Annotated in this window: 19 protein-coding genes; 9 read left to right on the top strand and 10 right to left on the bottom strand. The window is 74.0% G+C overall.

All coding sequences use genetic code 11. The features are described from left to right. Positions 1-65: 65 nt before the first annotated feature. The gene (locus tag VK611_27315; GenBank protein ID HMG45072.1) at positions 66-1,028 is read right to left on the bottom strand and encodes a GDP-L-fucose synthase; all 963 of its coding nucleotides are present in this window, start codon (positions 1,026-1,028) and stop codon (positions 66-68) included. Positions 1,029-1,158: 130 nt separating this feature from the next. On the opposite strand from VK611_27315, the gene VK611_27310 reads away from it, so the two are divergent. The 3 genes from VK611_27310 to VK611_27300 are packed head-to-tail and all read left to right on the top strand — an operon-like array spanning position 1,159 to position 4,756. Next, positions 1,159-2,271: a glycosyltransferase family 1 protein gene (locus VK611_27310; protein HMG45071.1), complete on the top strand. Its 1,113-nt coding sequence runs from the start codon at positions 1,159-1,161 to the stop codon at positions 2,269-2,271. Between the two features lie 5 nt (positions 2,272-2,276). After that, a complete protein-coding gene (locus tag VK611_27305; protein HMG45070.1) occupies positions 2,277-3,506 on the top strand; it encodes a glycosyltransferase family 1 protein in 1,230 nt (409 codons plus the stop codon). Further along, positions 3,503-4,756, top strand: a complete 1,254-nt coding sequence (locus tag VK611_27300; GenBank protein HMG45069.1) for a glycosyltransferase family 4 protein — start codon at positions 3,503-3,505, stop codon at positions 4,754-4,756. The genes VK611_27305 and VK611_27300 overlap by 4 nt, the downstream gene beginning before the upstream one ends. An 8-nt stretch (positions 4,757-4,764) precedes the next feature. On the opposite strand, the gene VK611_27295 is transcribed toward VK611_27300, so the two are convergent. Together VK611_27295 and VK611_27290 are read right to left on the bottom strand one after the other, a co-directional pair. After that, positions 4,765-5,172 carry a PIN domain nuclease gene (locus VK611_27295; protein ID HMG45068.1) on the bottom strand — a complete coding sequence of 136 codons (408 nt, stop codon included), beginning with the start codon at positions 5,170-5,172 and terminating at the stop codon, positions 4,765-4,767. Next, the gene (locus tag VK611_27290) at positions 5,169-5,390 is read right to left on the bottom strand and encodes a ribbon-helix-helix protein, CopG family (GenBank protein HMG45067.1); all 222 of its coding nucleotides are present in this window, start codon (positions 5,388-5,390) and stop codon (positions 5,169-5,171) included. The genes VK611_27295 and VK611_27290 overlap by 4 nt, the downstream gene beginning before the upstream one ends. Before the next feature lie 98 nt (positions 5,391-5,488). Between VK611_27290 and VK611_27285 the strand changes: the two genes are divergently transcribed. Genes VK611_27285 through VK611_27270 form a run of 4 tightly spaced genes read left to right on the top strand, consistent with a single transcriptional unit; the run spans position 5,489 to position 10,144 of the window. After that, the gene (locus VK611_27285) at positions 5,489-6,325 is read left to right on the top strand and encodes a hypothetical protein (protein ID HMG45066.1); all 837 of its coding nucleotides are present in this window, start codon (positions 5,489-5,491) and stop codon (positions 6,323-6,325) included. Beyond that, a complete protein-coding gene (locus VK611_27280; protein HMG45065.1) occupies positions 6,325-7,332 on the top strand; it encodes an NDP-sugar synthase in 1,008 nt (335 codons plus the stop codon). The genes VK611_27285 and VK611_27280 overlap by 1 nt, the downstream gene beginning before the upstream one ends. A 40-nt stretch (positions 7,333-7,372) precedes the next feature. Then, positions 7,373-8,326 carry an NAD-dependent epimerase/dehydratase family protein gene (locus VK611_27275; GenBank protein HMG45064.1) on the top strand — a complete coding sequence of 318 codons (954 nt, stop codon included), beginning with the start codon at positions 7,373-7,375 and terminating at the stop codon, positions 8,324-8,326. A gap of 60 nt (positions 8,327-8,386) precedes the next feature. Continuing rightward, positions 8,387-10,144: a glycosyltransferase family 39 protein gene (locus VK611_27270; GenBank protein HMG45063.1), complete on the top strand. Its 1,758-nt coding sequence runs from the start codon at positions 8,387-8,389 to the stop codon at positions 10,142-10,144. 17 nt (positions 10,145-10,161) lie between these two features. On the opposite strand, the gene VK611_27265 is transcribed toward VK611_27270, so the two are convergent. From VK611_27265 to VK611_27235, 7 genes are all read right to left on the bottom strand, one after another. After that, a complete protein-coding gene (locus VK611_27265; GenBank protein HMG45062.1) occupies positions 10,162-11,715 on the bottom strand; it encodes a hypothetical protein in 1,554 nt (517 codons plus the stop codon). 94 nt (positions 11,716-11,809) lie between these two features. Continuing rightward, the gene (gene cofE / locus VK611_27260) at positions 11,810-12,520 is read right to left on the bottom strand and encodes a coenzyme F420-0:L-glutamate ligase (GenBank protein HMG45061.1); all 711 of its coding nucleotides are present in this window, start codon (positions 12,518-12,520) and stop codon (positions 11,810-11,812) included. Positions 12,521-12,537: 17 nt separating this feature from the next. Then, complete coding sequence (locus tag VK611_27255) at positions 12,538-13,542, bottom strand: 2-phospho-L-lactate transferase (GenBank protein ID HMG45060.1); 1,005 nt, start codon at positions 13,540-13,542, stop codon at positions 12,538-12,540. Positions 13,543-13,545: 3 nt separating this feature from the next. Beyond that, the gene (gene gmd, locus VK611_27250) at positions 13,546-14,526 is read right to left on the bottom strand and encodes a GDP-mannose 4,6-dehydratase (protein ID HMG45059.1); all 981 of its coding nucleotides are present in this window, start codon (positions 14,524-14,526) and stop codon (positions 13,546-13,548) included. 90 nt (positions 14,527-14,616) lie between these two features. Then, positions 14,617-15,522, bottom strand: coding sequence for a GDP-mannose 4,6-dehydratase (locus VK611_27245; protein HMG45058.1), 906 nt, complete (start codon positions 15,520-15,522; stop codon positions 14,617-14,619). A 48-nt stretch (positions 15,523-15,570) separates the two neighbouring features. Then, positions 15,571-16,683, bottom strand: coding sequence for a glycosyltransferase family 1 protein (locus VK611_27240; protein ID HMG45057.1), 1,113 nt, complete (start codon positions 16,681-16,683; stop codon positions 15,571-15,573). An 11-nt stretch (positions 16,684-16,694) separates the two neighbouring features. Next, the gene (locus VK611_27235) at positions 16,695-16,955 is read right to left on the bottom strand and encodes a hypothetical protein (protein HMG45056.1); all 261 of its coding nucleotides are present in this window, start codon (positions 16,953-16,955) and stop codon (positions 16,695-16,697) included. An 84-nt stretch (positions 16,956-17,039) separates the two neighbouring features. Between VK611_27235 and VK611_27230 the strand changes: the two genes are divergently transcribed. Continuing rightward, on the top strand, positions 17,040-19,613 hold the full coding sequence (locus VK611_27230) for a hypothetical protein (GenBank protein ID HMG45055.1): 2,574 nt from the start codon (positions 17,040-17,042) through the stop codon (positions 19,611-19,613). After that, positions 19,610-20,872, top strand: a complete 1,263-nt coding sequence (locus VK611_27225) for a DUF5719 family protein (GenBank protein ID HMG45054.1) — start codon at positions 19,610-19,612, stop codon at positions 20,870-20,872. Before VK611_27230 ends, VK611_27225 begins: the two co-directional genes overlap by 4 nt. Positions 20,873-20,878 lie beyond the last annotated feature (6 nt).

Raw genomic sequence — 20,878 nt, 5'->3', positions numbered from 1 at the left:
CACATTGCGTCGATCAGCCCGCCATGAGCGGGTTTTCGAACGCAATTTGCCGGGGGAGGGGTGGGTCAGACCGCTCGGGCCTCGGCTTCGGCTCGGTGGGCCTCGTACCACTCGACGGTCGTCTTCAGGCCGACCGTGAACGGGGTCTGGGCCTTGAAGTCGAACAGGTCGGCGGCGCGGGAGGGGTCGACGCGGCGGCGGGGCTGGCCGTCGGGCTTCGACGTGTCCCAGCGCACCTCGCCGGTGAACCCGGTGGCCTCGGCGATCAGGGGCACCAGGTCGCGGATCGGGACCTCCTCGTCGGTGCCCAGGTTGACCGGGAGAGGCCCGTCGTAGCGCTCGGCCGCCAGCACGATGCCCTCGGCCGCGTCGTCGACGTAGAGGAACTCACGCGAGGCGGCGCCCGTGCCCCACACCTCGATGTGGTCGAGCCCCTGCTCCCGGGCCTCGACGCACTTCTTGATCAGCGCGGGGATCACGTGGCTGACGGCGGCGTTGAACTTGTCGCCCGGGCCGTACAGGTTCGTCGGCATCAGGTACACGACGTTCTGCCCGTACTGCGCCCGGTTCGACTGCGCCTGCACGAGCTGCGCCAGCTTGGCGATGCCGTACGGGGCGTTGGTCTCCTCGGGGTAGCCCTGCCACAGCGAGTCCTCGCTGAACGGCACCGGCGTGTGCTTCGGGTACGAGCAGATCGTGCCGATCACCACCGCCTTGGGCGTGCCCGACAGCCGGGCCTGCTCGATGACGTAGGTGCCCATCAGCAGGTTGTCGAGGTAGAGCGCGGCCGGCCGCTCCTGGTTGGCGCCGATGCCGCCGACCCGGGCCGCGAGGTGGACGACGAGATCGGGCTCCAGGTCGTCGAACATGCGCTCCACGTCGCCCGGGACGCGGAGGTCGTAGTCGGACGATGACGGGGTGGACAGCGATCCGACGCCACGCTGGTTCAGCTTGGCGGCGACGTGCTTCCCGAGGAACCCCGTGCCACCGGTGACGAGCACCTTGCGGTCGGACCAGAACCCAGACATGGCCGCGCACTGTACCGCCTTCACGAGCGCTGCGACCGAGCGTCCGATGAACCCTCGGTGGCCCCCCAGCGACGCCGTATGACGACGGGGTTCCGCCCCACCCGTCCCGTTCGTGCGATCATTCGAAGCCGTGCGAGTTGCCGTCGTCCTGGAGCAGTGTTGGCACCGTGTGCCCGGGGGCACGGCGCGTGCCGCGCTCGAGCAGGTCCGGGCGGTGGCGGCGACGCGGCGGGTCGACCAGATCGGCGTGGCTGCGAGGCACCTGCGCCAGCCGCCCGAGTCGTGGCGACCGGTGATCCCCGTGCGGCAACTGCCCTTCCCCCGCAAGGTGCTGTACGAGTCGTGGAACCGGCTGCGCTGGCCCGGCGTCGAGTCGGCGACCGGCCGGGTCGACCTGGTCCACGCCACCGGCTACGCCGTGCCCCGCCGCACCTGCCCGCTGGTGGTGACCATCCACGACCTGGCCTGGCGCCGCGACCCCGGCAACTTCACCGCCAACGGCGTGCAGTTCTTCGAGGGGGCGCTGGCCCGCACCCGCGACGACGCCGACCTGGTGCTGTGCCCCTCCAACGCCACCCGCGACGACTGCTCGGCGGCCGGCATCGAGCAGGGCCGGCTGCGGGTGATCCCCTGGGGCATGGCGGCCGAGGCCGCCACCGACGACGCCGTCGTCCGCATGCGGGCCCGCTACGGGCTCACCGGCCGCTACGTGCTGTCGGTCGGCACGCTGGAGCCCCGCAAGAACCTCCCCCGCCTCCTGCAGGCCATGCAGCGGGTGCCGCACGACGACGTGACGCTGGCCGTCGTCGGCCCCACCGGCTGGGGCGACGCGCTCGGCCCCGAGGCCGCCCAGCTCGGCGACCGGGTGAAGCTGCTCGGCTTCGTGCCGCCGGACGAGCTGCCGGCCCTCTACCGGGCGGCCGCCGTGGTGGCGTACCCGTCGCTGTGGGAGGGCTACGGGCTGCCGGTCGCCGAGGCGTTGGCGCAGGGCGCGCCGGTGGTCACGTCGAAGGGCACGGCCACCGAGGAGCTCGTCGCCGGGGGAGCGGGGATCGCCATCGACCCCTACGACCCGGACGCCATCGCCGGCGCCATCGCGTCGATCCTCGACGACTTCGACTTCTCCGAGCAGCTCCGGGCGGCGGCGTTGGCCCGCGCCGCCGAGTACACCTGGGAGGCGACGGCCAGCCAGACGGTGGCCGCCTACGAGTTCGCCGCGGCCCGCGGAAGGGTGTGGACTTGAGCGACGTGACCGGTACCGACACCACCGACACGAAGACGCAGGTGGCCTTCAACCTCCTGTGGCTCGTGCCGGGCGTGGTGGGCGGCACCGAGGAGGCGACGGTCGAGCTGCTGACGGCGCTGGCCGAGGATCGCCCCGACGACCTGGAGCACCGCCTCTACGCCCTGGAGTCGTTCGCCGCCACCCACCCCCGTGTCGCCGGCCGCTACCCGACCCGCCTCCTGCCCCTGCGCGGTCGCCTCAAACCCATGCGGATCGTGGCCGAGGGCACCTGGCTGGCCAACACCGCCCGGCGCGACGGGGTGGCGCTGGTCCACCACCTGGGCGGGACGCTGCCGCCCCGCTCGAGCCTGCCGGCGGTCGTCACCCTGCACGACCTGCAGCCCTTCGACCTGCCCGAGAACTTCCACCCCACCAAGCGCGCCTACCTGCACCGGGCGGTGCCGCGGTCGGTCCGCAAGGCCCGGTTCGTCCACGTGCACAGCGAGTTCGTGCGCACGGGCGTGGTCGAGCGCTTCGGCATCGCGCCCGAGCGGGTGCGGGTGGTGCCGGCCGGCGTGCAGCTGCCGTCGGCGCCCGACACGCCGGTCGAGGAGCTGCGGGCCCGCTACGGCCTGCCCGAGCGCTGGTTCATCTACCCGGCGATCACCTACCCCCACAAGAACCACGTGACGTTGCTGCGGGCGTTCGCCGGCGTCGTCGCCAAGGATCCCGACGTCGCCCTGGTGCTCACCGGTCGCGCCGAGCGGGCCGCCCCGGTGGTGGAGCAGGAGCTGGTGCGGCTGGGCCTCGAGCAGAGCGTGGTGCGGACCGGCCGGATCCCCCGCCACGACCTGCTGGGGCTGCTGGCGGGCGCCGTCGCCCTGACGTTCCCCTCGCGCTACGAGGGCTTCGGCCTGCCGGTGCTGGAGGCGATGGCGCTGGGCACCCCGGTGCTGGCCGCCGACGCCACCGCCCTGCCCGAGGTGGTGGGGGCCGCGGGCCTGCTCCTGCCCCCTGACGACCTCGACATGTGGGCAGACGCGATGCTGGATGCCTTGTCGGGCACCAGTCGTGAGAGTTGGGCCCGGGCCGGTCGGGCCCGGGCGGAGAAGCTGTCGTGGGCGCGCGCCGCCTCCGGGATCGCCCAGTTGCACCGTGACGCCCTCGGGTTGGGTGCCGGGGCCGGGGCCGGGGCCGGTGCGGGCTCGGGTGCCGGGACGACGCCCGACGTGGACGCGGGGGCCGGCGCGTGAGGCTCCTCGTCCTCTGCCCGCACTACGCCCCCGACGTGGCACCCACCGGCGAGGTGATGACCAGCATCGGCACCGAGCTGATCAAGCGGGGCCACACGCTGCACGTGGTCACGTCGCTGCCCTGGTACGAGCACCACCGGGTGGAGCCGGGCTGGGGCGGCCGGCTGTGGCGCCACGAGACCACCGAGTGGGGCCAGCTCACCCGGGTGCACCCGTTCCCCACCGACAAGCGCAACATCCCCGCACGGGCGCTGGCGTTCGTGGGCTTCACGCTGCTGGCCACGTGGAAGGCCATCGTCGGGAAGCGCCCCGGCCGGCCGGACGCGGTGCTGGCCATGTCGCCGCCCCTCACGCTGGGCGCCGCCGGGTGGCTGGCCGCGAAGCGCTGGCGGGTGCCGTTCGTCTTCAACATCCAGGACGTGTTCCCCGACGTGGCCGTCGAGGTCGGGGCGATCAGCAACCCCAAGGTGATCCGGGTGGCGTCGTGGCTGGAGCGCTGGAGCTACCAGCGGGCCGACGCCGTGACCGTCCTGTCCGACGACCTCCATGCCAACCTCGTCGCCAAGCTGGAGGGGCACGTGCAGGACCCGGTCGACCGGGTGCGGGTGATCCCCAACTTCGTCGACACCGAGCGCATCTACCCCCGCGACCCCGAGGAGGGCAGCTACCGGGCGGAGAACGACCTGGTCGGCAAGCGGGTGGTGATGTACGCCGGCAACGTCGGCTTCTCGCAGTCGCTGGGGCTCGTGCTCTCGGCGGCGCGGGAGCTGCGGGACCGCCGTGACGTCGTCTTCGTCATCAACGGCGGCGGCTCGGCCCGGGCCGACCTCGAGCGCGACGCCGCGGGGGCGCCCAACATCCGCTTCGTCGACTTCCAGCCCAAGGAGCGCCTGCCCGAGGTGCTGGCCGCGGCCGACATCCACGTCGTGCCCCTCAAGCGGGGGCTGGCGGCCTCCAGCGTGCCGTCGAAGACCTACTCGATCATGGCGTCGGGCCGGCCGCTGATCGCCAGCGTCGACGAGGGCACCGAGGTGGCCCGGGTGGTCGAGCGGGCCGAGGCCGGCATCGCCGTGCCGCCCGACGACCCCGCGGCGTTCACGGCCGCCGTCACCAAGCTGCTCGACGCCCCCGAGATGGCCTCCCATATGGGCCGCAGCGCCCGCCGCTTCGTGGAGCGCTGGGCCTCCCCGGCCGTCGTCGCGCTCCAGTACGAGACCCTCTTCGAGGAGCTGCGCGCCCGCCGCGCGTGACGCCGTACTCAGGCCACGGACAGCCGCTGCAGCGGCTGTCCGGTGATGTCGGCGATGAGCTCGAAGTCCTTGTCGACGTGCAGGACCGTGAGATCCGTCAGTTCGGCGGTGGCGGCGACGAGGAGGTCGGGGACGGAGGGCGCCCGATGGTGACCGCGGTCGGCCAGCGCAGCCTGCACGGCGATCGCCCGGTCCTCGATCAGCGGCGTGAGGTACTCGACCGGCATCGCTGACAGGGGCGGTCGTCGGATGCCGTCGCGCAGCTCGTCAGCCGATCGAGCCGAGTAGCCGACCTCGAGAAGGGTGAGTGTCGTGATGCGGACAAGGCCCCGTTGGATGCGGGCTGCCCACTCCTCGGCTTCCGCACTGACGGCGAGCCGCACGAGTGCCGACTTGTCGACGAGCCAGCTCGTCACTCCCACGCCTGTCGCATGACGTCGTCGTCGGCCAGGTCAGCGAATGTCTCGGCAAAACGGGACAGGTCTCGCACGCTCACGTCCTCGTCGCGGCCGGTGCCCTCCCTCGCCAGGGCGCGGCGGAGGTACTCCGTGCGCGAGACGCCCATCCGTCGGGCCTTCGCGTCGATCGCCGCGACTACGTGCTCAGGTACGTCTCGGATCAGCAGATCGGTCATCGGCACCTCCCTCGTCTGATATCTGATGATATCGCCCACCGTGTGAGGTTGGCCCAGTTCCCGTCGCACCCTCTGGGGCGAGTACGGTGGCTCCCTCTATGGGCAAGGCTTCCTCCGCCAAAAAGATCGCGCGCGCCGCCCGCGCCGGTGGGCGCGCCTCGGGCGTGCGCCAGCGCAACCTGCTGTTCCCGGGCACCATCGCCGCCATCGTCATCCTCGGCGTGACGATGGTGGGGTTCTCGATACGTGAGCACCGGGCCGACGCGAACACCGTTCCCCCGCTGGCCGGCAAGGACGGCCTACCCGGCGACCACTGGCACGCCGCCTACGGCTTCTGGGTGTGCGGCGAGTGGCTGCCGAGCCTCCCGACGTTCGAGAGCACCGCGGGCATCCACACGCACGCCGACGGCGTGATCCACATCCACCCGTTCGGCGACGCCGGTGCAGGTCGGAACGCCACCGTGGGCACCTTCCTCGAGCAGGCGCCGGGCGTGACGCTGACGGACGACAAGCTCACCGTCGGCGAGGAGTCCTGGGAGACCGGCAAGACGGAGTGCGACGGGAAGAAGGGCGAGCTGGTCGTCGCCCGCTGGGAGAACGTCCAGACCACCGACGAGAACCCGAGCCTGGACTACGACAACTTCGACGACATCCGGTTCCGGAAGGACGGCGAGGGCTACACGATCGCCTTCGTCCCCGAGGGCGACACGGACGACATCCCGAAGCCCGAGTCGGCAGCCCAGCTGAGCGAGCTCGGTGCGGTCGACTCCGAGAACCCGTCGGGCACCACCACGGTCCCCGAGGGCGGGGCGACCACCACCACGGCTCCCCCGCCTCCCCCAGGGGAGACCACCACGGTTCCCCCGCCCCCGCCTCCCCCAGGGGAGACGACGACGGCGCCACCCGCGCCCCCGGACACAGAGGCCCCGGGGTGATGCGGGCCGTCGTGCTGGTGGGTGGGTTCGGCACGCGGCTCCGCCCTCTGACCAACACCCGTCCCAAGCAGATGCTGCCGATCGTCAACCGACCGATGATCGAGCACGTCGTGGGGCACCTGGCCGACCACGGCATCGACGACGTGGTGCTGTCGATGGGCTACCGGCCCGACGCCTTCGCCGCGGCCTACCCGTCGGGCCGCTGCGCCGGCGCCACGCTGCACTACGCCGTCGAGCCCGAGCCGCTCGACACCGCCGGCGCCATCCGCTTCGCCGCCGAGGACGCGGGGATCGACAGCCGCTTCCTGGTGCTCAACGGCGACATCCTCACCGACCTCGACCTCACGGCGTTCCTGGCCTTCCACGAGTCGCACGGGGCCGAGGGGACGATCCACCTGTTCCCGGTCGACGACCCGTCCCGCTTCGGCGTGGTGCCCACCGACGACGACGGCCGCGTGCTGGCGTTCGTGGAGAAGCCGCCCCGCGACGAGGCCCCCACCAACCTGATCAACGCCGGCACCTACGTGCTGGAGCCGTCGGTGCTCGACCGGATCCCCGCCGGGCGCAAGGTGTCGGTGGAGCGCGAGACGTTCCCGGCTATGGCGGCCGCCGGCACGCTCTACGCCGTGGGTGGCGCCACCTACTGGCTCGACACCGGCACGCCCGAGCAGTACCTCCAGGCCCAGGTCGACCTGCTGGAGGGGGTGCGGGGCACGCCGGTCGACGGCGTCGACCCCACGGCCGAGGTGAGCCCCGACGCCACCGTGGTCCGCTCGGTGATCGGTCCCGGAGCCACGGTGGACGCGGGGGCGACCGTGATGCGGTCGGTCCTGCTGCGGGGTGCCTGGGTGCACGCCGGCAGCATCGTGGTCGACTCGGTGCTGGGCGAGTCGGCGGAGGTGTTGCCGGGGGCCCGGATCGTGGGCGGTACGGTCGTGGGCGACGGCGAGGTGATCGAGAGCGGAACGAGCCTCGACGGGGCACGGGTGCCGGTGGCGGCCCCCTGAGCCACGCACCGGGACGACGGCGAGAGCGGGAGTTGGACGCATGAAGGCGTTGGTGACGGGAGGGGCCGGCTTCATCGGCTCGACCCTGGTCGACCGGTTGCTGGCCGAGGGCCACGAGGTCGACGTGCTGGACGACCTGTCGTCCGGCTCGCTGGCCAACCTGGCGGAGGCCCGGGCCGACCGCGACCGGGCCAACAAGCTGACCTTCCACCAGATCGACGTGCGCGACCCCGAGATCGTGGGGCTGATCGAGCGCCGGTCGCCCGAGGTGGTCTTCCACCTGGCCGCCCAGGCCGACGTGCGGGTGTCGGTGGCCAAGCCCGCCTTCGACGCCGAGGTCAACGTCGTGGGCACGATCAACGTGCTGGAGGGCGCCCGGAAGGCCGGGGCCCGCAAGGTCGCGTTCGCCTCCAGCGGCGGCACCATCTACGGCGAGGTCGCCGGCATCGACCTGCCGGCCAAGGAGTCGCAGCCGCAGCTGCCGGTGTCGCCCTACGGCGTCGCCAAGCGGGTGGTGTTCGACTACCTCAACGTCTACCGGGTGCTCCACGGCATCGAGTTCACGGCGCTGGCCCTGGCCAACGTCTACGGCCCCCGGCAGGACCCTCACGGCGAGGCCGGCGTGGTGGCGATCTTCGCCGGCAAGCTGCTGGCGGGGGAGCCCTGCACGGTCTTCGGCGACGGCGAGCAGACCCGCGACTTCGTGTTCGTCGACGACGTGGTCGACGCCTTCGTCCGGGCCGCCGGCCGGGGTGACGGCCTGCTGGTGAACATCGGGACCGGCAACGAGACGTCGGTCAACAAGCTGTACCGCACGATGGCGACGGCGGCGGGCGTCGACACCCCGGCGCTCAGCGCCGCGGCGCGCGCCGGTGAGCTGCAGCGCTCGTCGCTCGACCCCGGCCGGGCGGCGGTGCAGCTGGGCTGGCGGCCGTGGACGTCGATCGAGGAGGGCGCCGCCCGCGTCCTCGAGTGGTTCAGAACGAAAACCTGAGTCCGTAGCACAGCTATTCTTGCCGGGTTCTACCCGGCAGCCGTGCAGAAGGGGCGGAGGATGGTGACGACGGTGACGACAGCGCCGTCTCGGGACGAGACGGTGGCGGCGTCAGCCGTGGAGGCCCCCGCGCCGGCCCGGGAGGATCGCGGGCGGGGCTTCGGGCGCGTCGTCGGATCGGCCGCGCTGGTCGGGCTGGGGTTGCGGATCGCCATCGCCCTCACCGACCGGGCGCCGTCCACCGACGAGGTCGCCTACCTGCGCTCGGGGCTGTCGCTGGCCGCCGGCGACGGGTTCGACCGGGTCCCCGGCCGGCCCGAGCTGCACTTCCCGCCGTTCGTGCCGTTCCTGATGGGCCTGGCCAGCAAGCTGTTCGACGACCCGCACACCGCGGCCGTGGTGATCACCTGCCTGGCGAGCGCCGCCCTGGTGCTGCCGCTGGCGCTGCTGGCCCGCCGGGCGGCCGGCCGGCGCGCCGGCAAGATCACCGCCTGGGTGGTGGCCCTGACCCCGGGCCTGTCGACCACGTTCGTGATCTCGGGCGGCGGGTCGGAGGCCGTGTACACACTGCTGCTGGTGACCGCGGCGTGGCTGGCGGTGGTGGCGTCGTCGCACACCGGCAGGACGCAGCTGGCGTGGATCGCCGGCAGCGGGCTGTCGGCCGGCTTCGCCTACCTCACCCGTCCCGAGGGCCTGATGGCCGCCCTGCCGCTGCTGGTGGCGGTGGTGGTCCCGGTGGTGCTGGTCGCCCGCGCCGGTGGCGCGGGCCTGGTCGGGTGGGCGCGGGCCGTGGCGCTGCCGGGAGCGGCGTTCCTGCTGGCCCTGGCCGTGTGCGTGGTGCCCTACGCCCGCTTCCTCCACTCCAACACGGGGAGCTGGGAGCTGAGCGCCAAGTCGCAGGACGTGTCGATCGAGGCGTGGCGGGCCGTGGCCGACGGCGACCGCCGGGCCCGCGACGAGGAGCTCTACGCCCTCGACGAGTCGGGCCTCGAGCTGGCGTCCGACGAGCGCACGTCGCTGCCGGCGCTGGCCCGCGAGGACCCGGGCGGCTACGCCGGCATCTTCGGCACCAACGTCGTCAACCTGTTCGACACGCAGATCTCGTCGTTCGGTGGCCACCCCTTCGTCTGGCTGCTGCTGCCCCTGCCGCTGTGGGGGTTCGCGGTGCTGGGGGCGTGGCGGCTGCGGCGGTCGCGCACGGTGGGCCTGCTGCTGGCGATCGGGGCGCTGCCGGTCGCCACGGCGCTCGTGTTCTTCGTGCAGCCCCGCTACCTGATCACCGCGGTGGCGCCGGCCGCGGTGCTGGTGGGCGTGGGCCTGGCGAGCATCGCCTCGGAGCGGCGCCGGCGCGGGCTGCTGGCGGGCACGTTCGTGCTCCTGGCGCTGTCGTGCGCGTTCGCCTTCGAGGGCGGCGCCGGCTGGGGGCACCCGTCCGACCAGCTGAGCCAGCGTCGGGCCGGCGAGTGGATCAACGCCAACACCGCCCCGGACGACCGCCTGATGGCCCGCAGCATGGTGGTGGAGTTCTACGCCGACCGGGCGACCGCCCCCATCCCCTACGGCTCCTACGACGAGATCCTCCGCTTCGCCCGGCACTACGGGGTGGAGTACCTGGTGGTCGACCCGAGCACCTACAACCGCCTGCGGCCGCAGCTGTCGTTCCTGCGCTCCGTCGAGTCCACCCCCGACCTGCGGCTGGTCGCCAGCGTGCGGGCCGACTCCCAGACCACGCGGATCTTCGCGCTCGACCCGGCGCCGACGGGCGAGGGTGCGCCGATCACGCAGGGCCTGGGCTACGTCGGCGACGCCACCGGCTGACGCCGGGCCTCCGAGGTTCAGCCCCGCGGGGTGAAGCGGACCAGGTAGAGGTCGCCGTCGTACACGGTGATCTCGGTGGCGACGTAGACGAAGCGCACCACGGGGTCGGCGAGCAGCCGCTCGACCCGGCGCTGGCCCTCCGGGCTGCGGTCGACGTACCAGACGGTGGTGCTGGGGTCGGCCACCATCCGCCGGCCCATGTCGCGGGGCGAGATGGTGTCGTAGAAGCGGCGGACGTCGCCGAGCGGCTCGACGGGGGAGAGCGGCACCAGGTCGGGGCGGGGGGCCTCGTCGCCGCCGGCGGCCCACCAGTAGTCGACGGGCGGGCGGTACTTCTCGGGGACGAGCAGGCGGTCGCCGTCGCGGGCGCCGGCGGCGAGGTGGGCGACGACGCCGGGCCAGTCCTCCTGGCCGCCGGACGTGACGTGCGAGTGGTCGGCCAGCAGCGCCACCACCAGCACCACCCCGGCGGCGGCGCCCAACACCCGGGGCCGGATGTGGGCCAGCGCCAGGCCGGCCAGCAGGGCGACGGCGGGCAGCGAGCTCAGGACGTAGCGGGGCTCGGCGTAGGGCCGCTGCGTCGACAGGGCCAGCAGGCACAGCGGCATCACCGTGAGCCACAGCACGGGCACGAGGGGGGCCCAGGCGGCGATCTGGTCGGCCCGGTCGGCGGGCTCGCCGTCGCCGCCGGGCGCGTGGGGGCCGGGTCGCTCGGTCCGGTGGCGGAGCTCCACGACCGCCAGCACGGCTCCGGCGACGGCCACGCCGCCGATGGCCCAGCCGGTGAGGCCGTAGCCGAACAGCACGTGGGCCATGCTGTGCACCTGGTCCCAGTGCAGCGGCGGCACCCAGTTGCCCACCTCGCCGGCGCCGATCGTGAACAGCAGCCCGGCCTCCAGCGCCAGCCCGGCGGCCACCGGCACGCAGGCCCGCAACCACCGACGCCGGTCCGGGGCCAGGGCGAAGGCGGCCAGGTGCCCCGCGAACTGGAGGGCGGCGAGGCCGTGGGCCAGGGGCATCAGCAGGGTGGCGGTCACGTAGAGCCACCACCAGCGGCGTCGCTCGGCCGGCGCGTCGGGCGCGGCCTGCACGGCGGCCACGAGCCCCAGCCAGCCGAGCGACACCACGAGGATGGTGAGCGTGTAGGAACGGGCCTCGATGGCGTAGCGGGCCAGGGCCCACATGGCGGCGAGGGTGCAGGCGGCCAGCGCCCCGGCCCGCCGCCCGGCCACCCGTCGCCCGATCTCGTGGACCACCACGACGGTGCCGAGCGCGCACGCCAGCGACGGCAGGCGCAGCCAGGCCTGGGCGGTCGACACCCGCGTCACCGGCCACATCAGCAGGTAGTAGAGGGCCTGGGTGCCGCCCGAGCCGCGCCAGGTGGCCACCAGGTCGCGGGTGGCGCCGACGGTGTAGGCCTCGTCGAGCCACACGGGGCGGGTGTCGATGTGCGGCAGCGCGGCCCCGAGCGCGATGACGACGGCCAGCCCCAGGGGGCCGACCCGGGCCAGGCGGTCGAGGCCGGGGTGGGGCCTCTGCCGGGCGTCGACGGGCGCGGTCGTGGTGCTCATGGTCACTTTCGTCCGCCCACGTAGGCAGCTTCGCGCACGGCTCCGGCCCCGACGACGCGCCTGACCGGGTTCTTCGCGGTCGCGCGGACGCGGTCTAGCGGAAGAGGTCCTCCGCCGGGGGACGGACGACCTCGGTGACGACCTCGCCGCGGCCGAGCCACGTGGGGTCGACGCCGCGGACGACGGCGGCGCACAGGCCCGTCGCCTTGCCCATCACCATCTCGGCCGCCGACGCCAGCTCGTCGACCACGCACACCTCGGTGGCCTGCAGCTCGTAGCCGTTGCTGTCCTCGGTGCCCCGCAGGTCGACGATCGCCTTGATGCCGGCGCAGCCGATGGCCACGTCGGTGAGGCCCCGCCGCCACGGCCGCCCGAAGGTGTCGCTGATGATGACGGCGACGTCGACGCTCATCCGGCCCCGCAGGCCGTCCCGGAGCCGCCGGGCCGACCGGTCGGGGTCCTCGGGCAGCAGCGCCGCCCACCCGGCCGACACGTTGGACAGGTCGACCCCGGCGTTGGCGCACACGAACCCGTGGCGGGTCTCGCTCACCACCAGCTCGCCCCGCCGGCGCAGGATCCGCACCGACTCGCCCTCGACGATCCTGGTCTTGCTCAGCGGGTCGCCGGGGTCGATCGGCACCAGCTGCGCCTCGGCCTTCGACACCACCTTCTGGGTCACGACGAGGACGTCGCCGTCCTCCAGGTCCGGCTTGGCCGCGACGATCAGGCCGACCAGGTCGTCGCCCGGGCGCACCTCGCCGATCCCGTCGACCGCCCATATCTCGAGCCTCGGGCTCGGGCTCATCGTGCCCCCTCCACGTCTCAGAACCGCAAGATCGTAGAGCACAGCTCCGCGGCTGCGGACGGGTCGCGCATGATCGTTCCCGTGACCCGGCAGCGCATCCCCGCCGCCTCCACGTCGGCGGCGAGCGCGGCGTCGGCGTGGTCGACCACGAGCGTCCCGGCGAAGCCCGCGTAGTGCCGGGCCACGCCCACGACCGACTGCTCGTGGCCCAGCTCGGACAGCATCCGGTCGGCCGGGCCCTTGAGCGCCCGCCCACCGACGATGGGCGACACGGCGACCACCCGGTCGCGCCGGGCCTCGACCGCCGCCCGCACCCCGGGCACGGCCAGCACCGGGTCGATCGACACCAGCGGGTTCGACGGGGCGATCACCACGGCGTCGGCGTCGGCGATCGCCTCGAGGACGCCGGGCGCGGGTCGGGCGTCGTCGGCGCCGGCGAAGCGGATCCCCGCCACCGGCACCGAGTGCTGCCGCCGCACGAAGTACTCCTGGAACGAGACCTCGTCCGAAACCTCATCCGAAACTTCGACAGAACTGGTGGCCAGAGCGCCATCTGTGTCGAGATTTCGGTCTCGGTCTCGGTCTCGGTCGGGGGCGAGGGTGATCATCGTGCGCAGCGGGTCGTCGGTCGCCGGGACCACGTGGAGGCCCAGCTTCCACGCCGCGGCGATCTCCGAGGTCACCTGCGACAGGGACGCGCCCTCGGCCAGCCGGGTGCTCCGGAACAGGTGGGTGGCCAGGTCGCGGTCACCGAGCGAGAACCAGGTCGGCGCCCCGTAGCGCTCCAGGCCCTCCATGGCGTGCCAGGTCTCGTCGGCCAGCCCCCAACCCCGCTCGGGGTCGATGGCGCCGGCCACCGTGTAGACCACGGTGTCGACGTCGGGGCTGACGTGCAGGCCGTGGAGCTCGACGTCGTCACCGACGTTGACGATCGCGGTGACCGATTCGGCCGGGACGGCGCGCACCATCCCGGCGAGCAACTTCGCAGCCCCCACACCCCCGCAGACGACCGCTGTGCCCATGGCTCAGGCGATGCCCTTGAGCTTCCCCTCGAGGAGGTCCACGTCGGCGTCGACCATGAGCCGCACGAGGTCGGGGAACGACGTCTTTGGCACCCAGCCCAGCTGGTCCCGGGCCTTCGAGGCGTCGCCGACCAGCAGGTCGACCTCCGCCGGCCGGAAGAACTTCTCGTCGATCACCACGTACTTCTCCCAGTCGAGCCCCACGTGGTCGAACGCCAGCTGCAGGAACTCCCGCACCGAGTGGGTCTCGCCGGTGGCGATCACGTAGTCGTCGGGCTCGTCCTGCTGCAGCATCAGCCACATGGCCTCGACGTAGTCGCCGGCGTAGCCCCAGTCGCGCTTGGCGTCGAGGTTGCCGAGGCGCAGCTCGTTGGCCAGCCCGAGCTTGATCTTGGCGACGGCGTTGGACACCTTCCGGGGCAGGAACTCGATGCCCCGGCGCGGCCCCTCGTGGTTGAAGAGGATGCCGCTGGTGGCGTGCAGGCCGTAGGACTCGCGGTAGTTCACGGTGATCCAGTGGCCGTACACCTTGGCCACCCCGTACGGCGACCGCGGGTAGAACGGCGTCGACTCCCGCTGCGGCGTCTCCATCACCTTGCCGAACATCTCGCTCGACGACGCCTGGTAGAAGCGGATCGCCGGGTTGATGATGCGGATGGCGTCGAGCACCCGGGTGACGCCCAGGGCCGTGAACTCGCCGGTGAGCACCGGCTGCTGCCACGACGTCGGCACGAACGACTGGGCCGCCAGGTTGTACACCTCGACCGGCTCGTACTCCTGGAGGATCGACAGCAGCGACACCTGGTCGAGCAGGTCACCGTGGCAGAAGACGATGCGGTCCTGCAGGTGGCCGATCCGCTCCCAGTTGACGGTGCTGGTGCGCCGGACCATCCCGAGGACCTCGTAGCCCTTGTCGAGCAGCAGCTCGGCGAGGTGCGATCCGTCCTGGCCCGTGATGCCCGTGATCAAGGCCCTTTTGGTCACAGCGATTCCTCCTGCCGCAATGGAGCCCGGCCGCCCATGGAGGTGCCATGCTGGCACATCTGGAGGCGGCGGCTCTTCGTCGCTCGGTCGTCAGCTCTGGACACGCGTCCTCCAGTCGGAGAGCACGTCGGCGAGGGTGGTCGCCAGGTCGATCGTGGGGGACCAGCCGGTGGCCGCCGTCAGCTTGCCGGAGTCGCCCACCAGCACGGGGATGTCGACGGGCCGCTTGAGGTCCGGGTCGATCACCAGCCGCATCGGCTTGAGGGCCATCGCCAGCAGCTGCTCGGCGATCTCCTCCACTGCCACGGCCTTCCCGCTGCACACGTTGTAGGCCTCGCCCGGCGCCCCGCGCTCGATGAGCAGCCGGTACGCCCGGACGACGTCGCGCACGTCGGTGACGTCGCGGCGCGGGGTCAGGTTGCCGATGGGCACCTCGTCGCCCCCGTCGCGCTCGTTGCGGGCGATGCGGGCGGCCAGCGAGGGGGCCACGAACTTGTCGCTCTGACCCGGGCCCAGGTGGTTGAAGGCCCGCACCCGGATGACCGGCATCTGGTGGCCCAGCCAGGCCTGCTGGGCCAGGGCGTCGGCGGCGACCTTCGACGCCGCGTAGGGCGACACCGGCCGCAGCGGCTGCTCCTCGTCCAGCGGCAGCTCGGCCTCGGTGACCCGGCCGTAGACGTCGGCGCTGGTCACGGCCAGGACCCGGTCGGCGCCGGCCTCTCGGCTGGCCTCCAGCACGTTGAGCGTGCCGAGGGCGTTGGCCAGGAACGTCGCCCGGGGCTCGGCCCAGCTGCCACCCACGTCGGACGCCCCGGCGAGGTGGTAGACGGCGTCGGGCTCCGCCTTGACGACGGCCTCGGTGAGGTCGTGGGGCTCGGTGATGTCGATCCCGTCGACCCGCCCCTCCAGCTCGACCACCTCGTCGCCGCACGCCGCCAGGTGACGGACGAGATGGCGCCCGACGAACCCGCCGGCACCTGTCACGAGCGCTCTCACGGCGGGCAACTCTAGGGCAAGGCCGGAATGAGGACTGAAACGACAGGGTTATCCGGAATGAGCCGCGACCGCCTTCAGCAGAGCCGCGAAGCCGTCCGACGCGGTGTCCCAGGTGTAGCGGGCCGCGGTCGCCTCTCCCCGGCGCACGAGGTCGGCGCGGTGGGCCTCGTCGCCCAGCACCCGGTTCAGTGCCTTGGCCAGGGCTTCCACGTCGCCGACGGGCACGAGGTCGGCGCCGTCGCCGCACACCTCGGGCAGCGAGCCGGTGCGGGTGGCGACCACGGGGACGCCCGCGCTCATCGCCTCCAGGGGCGGCAGCCCGAAGCCCTCGTAGATCGACGGGTAGGCGTAGACGGCGGCGCCCCGCACCAGGGCGACCCGGTCGTCGTCGTCGACCCACCCCAGGCGCACGATGCGGTCGCGGTGCGGTGACCGGGCGACGGCCTCGGTCAGCGCCTCGGCGCCCCAGCCGTCGGCGCCGGCGATCACCAGGCGGACCTCGGGGTCGTCGTCGGCGAGCTGGTCGTACGCCGACACCAGGGTGGGCAGGTCCTTGCGGGGCTCGACGGTGCCGAGCGCCAGCACGTAGCGGTCGCCGCCGGCCAGGGCGTGACCCGGCTCGGGGGGACCCGGGGGCGTCGGTTTGATGCCGCCGGCGACCACCCGCACCCGCTCGGGGTCGGCGCCGAAGTGCTCGATCACCTCGTCGCGCACGAACGACGACATCGTGTGCACCCAGGCGCCCCGCTCGAGGGCCCGGCGGATCAGGCCGGGGAAGGTGCGGGTGTGCTCGTTGGCGAGCTGGGGGAAGCGCAGGGGCGTCAGGTCGTAGACCGACACCAGCGACGCGGCCCGGGTGGGTGGGACCACGAAGTTGGTGCCCCACACCACGTCGTGGCGGCCGATCCAGTGGTCGATGCGGGGGTGGTCGGTGCGCATCCAGATCTGGTGCAGCGGGCGGGCGGCCATGGGCCGGTCGGCGATGGTCATGCCCGGGGGGACCGCGCCCGCCAGCAGCGCCCGGCCCCGCCAGGTGACGGCGTAGCCGGTGAGGTGCAGGTCGTCGCGTCGGGCCAGGTGGCCGACCATCTCGTCGACGAACACACCGATGCCGGTGCGGGGCGTGAGCAGTGGGGTGAGGTCGGCGGCGACGCTCAGCACGGCCGAGGACGTTAGTCGGGTTGCCCGGCCGGGTCGGGTCGCTCGGCCGGCTCGGCGTCCTCGGCGTCCTCGCCGTCGCCGGTGGCGAAGCTGCGGACCTCACGCACCACGTGGTGGACCACCTCGCCCAGCTCGGCCAGCGCCCGGGGTGCCGCCTTGGCCAGCTCCCGCCGCTGGACCTGGGCGTTCTGGAACAGCAGCACGCCCACACCGACGGTGGTGGTCAGCCCCCGTCGGGCCACCTCCATGAGGCTGTCGCCGTCGTCGCTCATCGGCTTCCGAAGCTACCGCCGGGCGGCCCGGCGACGCCCGGCAGCATCCCTCGGCCGCTCTCTGTGCATGGATACTCTCGGAGAGTGGTTCCGGGTGACACCACCCCACATCTGCTGTTCCTCCGCGAGGACGTGGTCCTCGACCCTGGTGGCCTCGATGCCCTGATGGCCGTGGCCGAGGCGACCGGAGCGGCGATCGTGGGGCCGAAGCTGGTGTCCGCCGAGGACCCGCAGCGGCTGGTCGACGTCGGCTACGGCGTCACCAAGGCCGGCGAGGTGGTGTCGCTGGTGGAGCCCGACGAGCTCGACCAGGGCCAGCACGACGGCACCCGCGACGTCTTCGCCCTCCCCAGCGCCTGCCTGCTGGTGCGGGCCGACGTGTTCCGGTCGATCGGTGGCTGCGACCCGGCCCTCCCCTACGGCACCCCCGAGGCCGACGTCAGCCTCTGCTGGCGGGCCCGCACCGCCGGCGCCGGCGTGGTCGTCACCTCCGACGCCCGGGCCCTCGTCCCCTCCGACGCCCGCCCCCCGGCCGGCGACCCGCGCCACCGGTTGCGGCTGGTGCTGTCGTGCTACGGCCGGGCCCACCGGCTGCGGGTGGTGCCGCAGGTGGTCGGGGCCGGCGTGGTCGGCTCGCTGCGGGACCTCCTCACCGCCCGCCCCCGGCAGGTCGGGGCGGCCATGGGGGCGTGGGCCTGGAACCTCTGGCGCTGGCGGTCGCTGCGGGCCGTGCGGCGCCCCGTCCGGACCGCCCGCCGGACACCCGACCGGACCGTGCGCCGCCTGCAGGTGCCGGGCGTGCTGCGGCCCCGACTGGCCGCCCGCCGGGGCATGGGGGGCGGTGCCGCCCTGGGCGTCCCCCGCCCGGTCGCCGCCTGGGCCGACGGCCTCCGGCAACGTTGGACCAGCGAAGGAGCTGTCGTGATGCTCGCCCTCGTCGGAGTGCTCGCCCTGGGGAGCCGGCACCTGCTGAGCCGGGGCGTGCCCACGGTCGGCGACCTGCTGCCGGTCGGCGTCGACGGGCTCCACACCGGCGCCGGGGCCCTCCGGGTGCTGCTCACCGTCGGTCTGGTGCCGGCCGGCATCGCCGGGGTGCTGGCCGCCGTGCGACCGCTCGGCTCGCCGCGGGCACCGGTGGCTGCCGCCGTCGCCTACGCCGCGCTGCCGATGCCCTACGCGGCGCTGGCCGAGGGCCGTTGGGCGCCGCTCGCCGTCTACGCCGTGGTGCCCTGGTGGCTGGTGCAGCTGGGTCTGGTCGGTCCGCCGACGGTGTCGGGTGCCCGGCGGGCCGCGGTGCTGGGCATCCTCGCTGCGCTGGCGGCCACGGTCGTGCCGGCGGCGCCGCTGCTGCTGGCCGGGCTCGGGGTGGCGCTGGCGGTCGGCAGCCTGCTGGCGTTCCGGTTCCGCGACGTCCTGCCGACGGCGGCCGTCGCGGTGGCCGGCGGGCTGGTCGGCGTGGTGCTCCACCTGCCGTGGGCGATCGCCCCGTCGAGCCCGGGCTCGCCGTGGCAGGCGCTGCGGGCGTTGGTCGACGGCACCGGGGCGACGGGCGTGCCGGTCGACGTCGAGCCGGTCGACCTGCTGGGCTTCGGGGCCGGGCATCCCGCCGTGCTGCCGTGGCTGTGGGCGCTCCCGCTGGCCGCCGTCATCCCGCTGCTGGCGGGCCGGGGTACCCGGCTGGTGGGCGGCATCCGGGCCTGGACGCTGGCGCTGGTGGCGTGGGCCGTGGCCCTGGCGGCCGGGCGGGCGGGCGTGGCGGCCCCGCTGCCCGACGTCGATGTGCTGCTGGTGGTGGCCGGGGTCGGCGTCGCGGCTGCGGTGGGGCTGGCGGCCGCCGCCGTCGAGGCCGACCTGGCGTCGCCGCGGCGTCGCCGGGTGCGACGGCGTGACCGGCGCCGCTGGCATGCCCCGACCCAGGCCCGGCGCCTGGGCTGGCGCAGCCTCACCGGCGCCGTGGGCCTGGTCGCCGTGGCGCTGGCCACGATCCCGCTCCTGAAGGCGTCGCTCGACGGCTACTGGGGCATGCCGCGGGGCGACTTCGGCAGCGTCCTCGCCTTCGTCGACGACGACGTCGCCGCCACCGGCGGCCGCATCCTCTGGCTGGGCGACACCGCCGTCCTGCCCCTCCAGATGGGGCGGGCGGGGGGCACGGCGGCGCTGGCCGTGACCGACCGGCTGCCCCGCATGCCCGACCGCTGGCGTCCCGCCCCCACGGCGCTGCTGGCCGGCACCCGGGAAGCCGTCGAGTCGAGCACCTCGTACGCCACCAGCCGCGTCGGCCGGGCCCTCGCCCGCCTCGGGGTCGAGTACGTGGTGGTCCCGCAGGGCCTCGCCCCCTCGCCGTTCCAGGTGCCCGGCGCCCCCTCGCCGCGGGTGGTCGACGCCCTCGACGGCCAGTTCGACCTCGAACGGGTCGACGTCGACCCCGCCGTGGTCGTCTACCGCAACCTGGAGTTCCGGTCGCGGCCCCGCCCGGTCGCCGCCGCCCCGCCCGATCCGTCGTCGTCGGCGCCGCCCGAGGCCCCTGCGGTCCCGGGCGAGCCGTCCGAGCCGTCGCCCTGGAAGGTCCGCCTGGGCCTCACCGCCTGGGGCGCCGTCCTGCTGTTCCTCGTCGTCCACCAACGCCGCACCGCGGACATGCAGGCGCAGGAGCAATGACCCCGCGGTTGCCGTTCCTGGCCATCGTGGTGCTCGGCGTGACGGGGGCCGTGCTGGCCTCCGAGGGGCGTGACCGGAGTGACGGCACGTCGGCCGCCGAGAGTCCGCCGAGGGCGATCGAGCCGCCCGGCGCCACCTGGTTCTGCGCGGCCGGCGGGGGTGTCGAGCACACCGTGGTGGTCGACGCCGGCGAGCGGGCGGTGACGGGCCGGCTCACCGTCGTGCCCGGCGACCACGCCCCGCCGCCCGCCACCAGCGCAACGACCACGTCGACGTCAACCACCTCGTCGACCTCGGCCCCGTCGACCACCGCCACCCCGGTCGGGAGTCGCCGCTCGGTAGCGCGCGACTTCACGGTCGCGGCCGGCGACGAGGCCCAGTTCCGGCTCGGCGATCTGGTCGATGCCCCGCTCGCCGCCGCGGTGGTCGAGATCGACCCCGAGCCCCGCACCACCGTCCCCCCGCCCACCGAGGGCGCCGACGCCCCGCCGGACGTCACCGTGGCCCACGAGGTGCGCGGCGCCCAGGGCGTCGACTCCGCCCCCTGCACCACCCAGAGCGCCTCCACCTGGCACTTCGCCTGGGGCGCCACCACCCGCGACGCGCGGGAGCAGCTCGTGCTGTTCAACCCGTTCCCCAACGACGTGGCCGTCGACGCGGTGTTCAGCACCGACCGCGGCGTCCGCGAGCCGGTGCGCTGGCAGGGGTTGACGGTGCCCGCCCGCAGCGTGCTGGCGGTCGACGTCGGCGAGGACGTGACCCGCCGGGGCCACGTCGCCGCCAGCCTCCACGTGCGGGGTGGGCGTCTGGTCGTCGACCGGCTGCAGAGCTTCGACGGCCGGCTGGGCTCGGCGGGCGTGAGCGTCGCCGCCGGCGTGCCCGAGGCGGCCACCCGCTGGACGTTCGCCGACGGGCTGGTCGAGGCCGGCGACGCCGAGCGGATCGTCCTCTACAACCCGGGGGAGACCGTCGCCGAGACCGAGGTCGTGGTCGAGCTGGCCGACCCCGGCGCGGCCGACGGCTACCGGCCCGAGCCCTTCGCCGTGGTGGTCCGCCCCGGCCGCTACGAGGTGCTCGACCTGGCCGAGCAGGCCCGGGTGCCCAAGGGGAAGGCCCACACGATCACCGTGCGGTCGACCAACGACACGCCGGTCGTGGTCGAGCGGGTGACCGGCGTCCCCGATCCGGCTGCCGCCCCCGGCGGTGCAGCCACCCCACCCCTGCGCCTCGACGCCGACTCGCCCGTGGTGGCCCCGTAGTCCCCT

The sequence above is a fragment of the Acidimicrobiales bacterium genome (assembly GCA_035316325.1).
GTDB lineage: Bacteria > Actinomycetota > Acidimicrobiia > Acidimicrobiales > VFJN01 > DASXTK01.
The sequence above is the reverse complement of the archived record's forward strand: the minus strand, read 5'-3'. Positions and strand labels throughout refer to the sequence as shown.

Coding starts and splice junctions, on each gene's coding strand:
- VK611_27315 (HMG45072.1), bottom strand. CDS start 1,028: ATGTCTGGGTTCTGGTCCGACCGCAAGGTGCTCGTCACCGGTGGCACG.
- VK611_27290 (HMG45067.1), bottom strand. CDS start 5,390: ATGACCGATCTGCTGATCCGAGACGTACCTGAGCACGTAGTCGCGGCG.
- VK611_27285 (HMG45066.1), top strand. CDS start 5,489: ATGGGCAAGGCTTCCTCCGCCAAAAAGATCGCGCGCGCCGCCCGCGCC.
- VK611_27280 (HMG45065.1), top strand. CDS start 6,325: ATGCGGGCCGTCGTGCTGGTGGGTGGGTTCGGCACGCGGCTCCGCCCT.
- VK611_27275 (HMG45064.1), top strand. CDS start 7,373: ATGAAGGCGTTGGTGACGGGAGGGGCCGGCTTCATCGGCTCGACCCTG.
- VK611_27270 (HMG45063.1), top strand. CDS start 8,387: ATGGTGACGACGGTGACGACAGCGCCGTCTCGGGACGAGACGGTGGCG.
- VK611_27265 (HMG45062.1), bottom strand. CDS start 11,715: ATGAGCACCACGACCGCGCCCGTCGACGCCCGGCAGAGGCCCCACCCC.
- cofE (HMG45061.1), bottom strand. CDS start 12,520: ATGAGCCCGAGCCCGAGGCTCGAGATATGGGCGGTCGACGGGATCGGC.
- VK611_27255 (HMG45060.1), bottom strand. CDS start 13,542: ATGGGCACAGCGGTCGTCTGCGGGGGTGTGGGGGCTGCGAAGTTGCTC.
- VK611_27235 (HMG45056.1), bottom strand. CDS start 16,955: ATGAGCGACGACGGCGACAGCCTCATGGAGGTGGCCCGACGGGGGCTG.
- VK611_27225 (HMG45054.1), top strand. CDS start 19,610: ATGACCCCGCGGTTGCCGTTCCTGGCCATCGTGGTGCTCGGCGTGACG.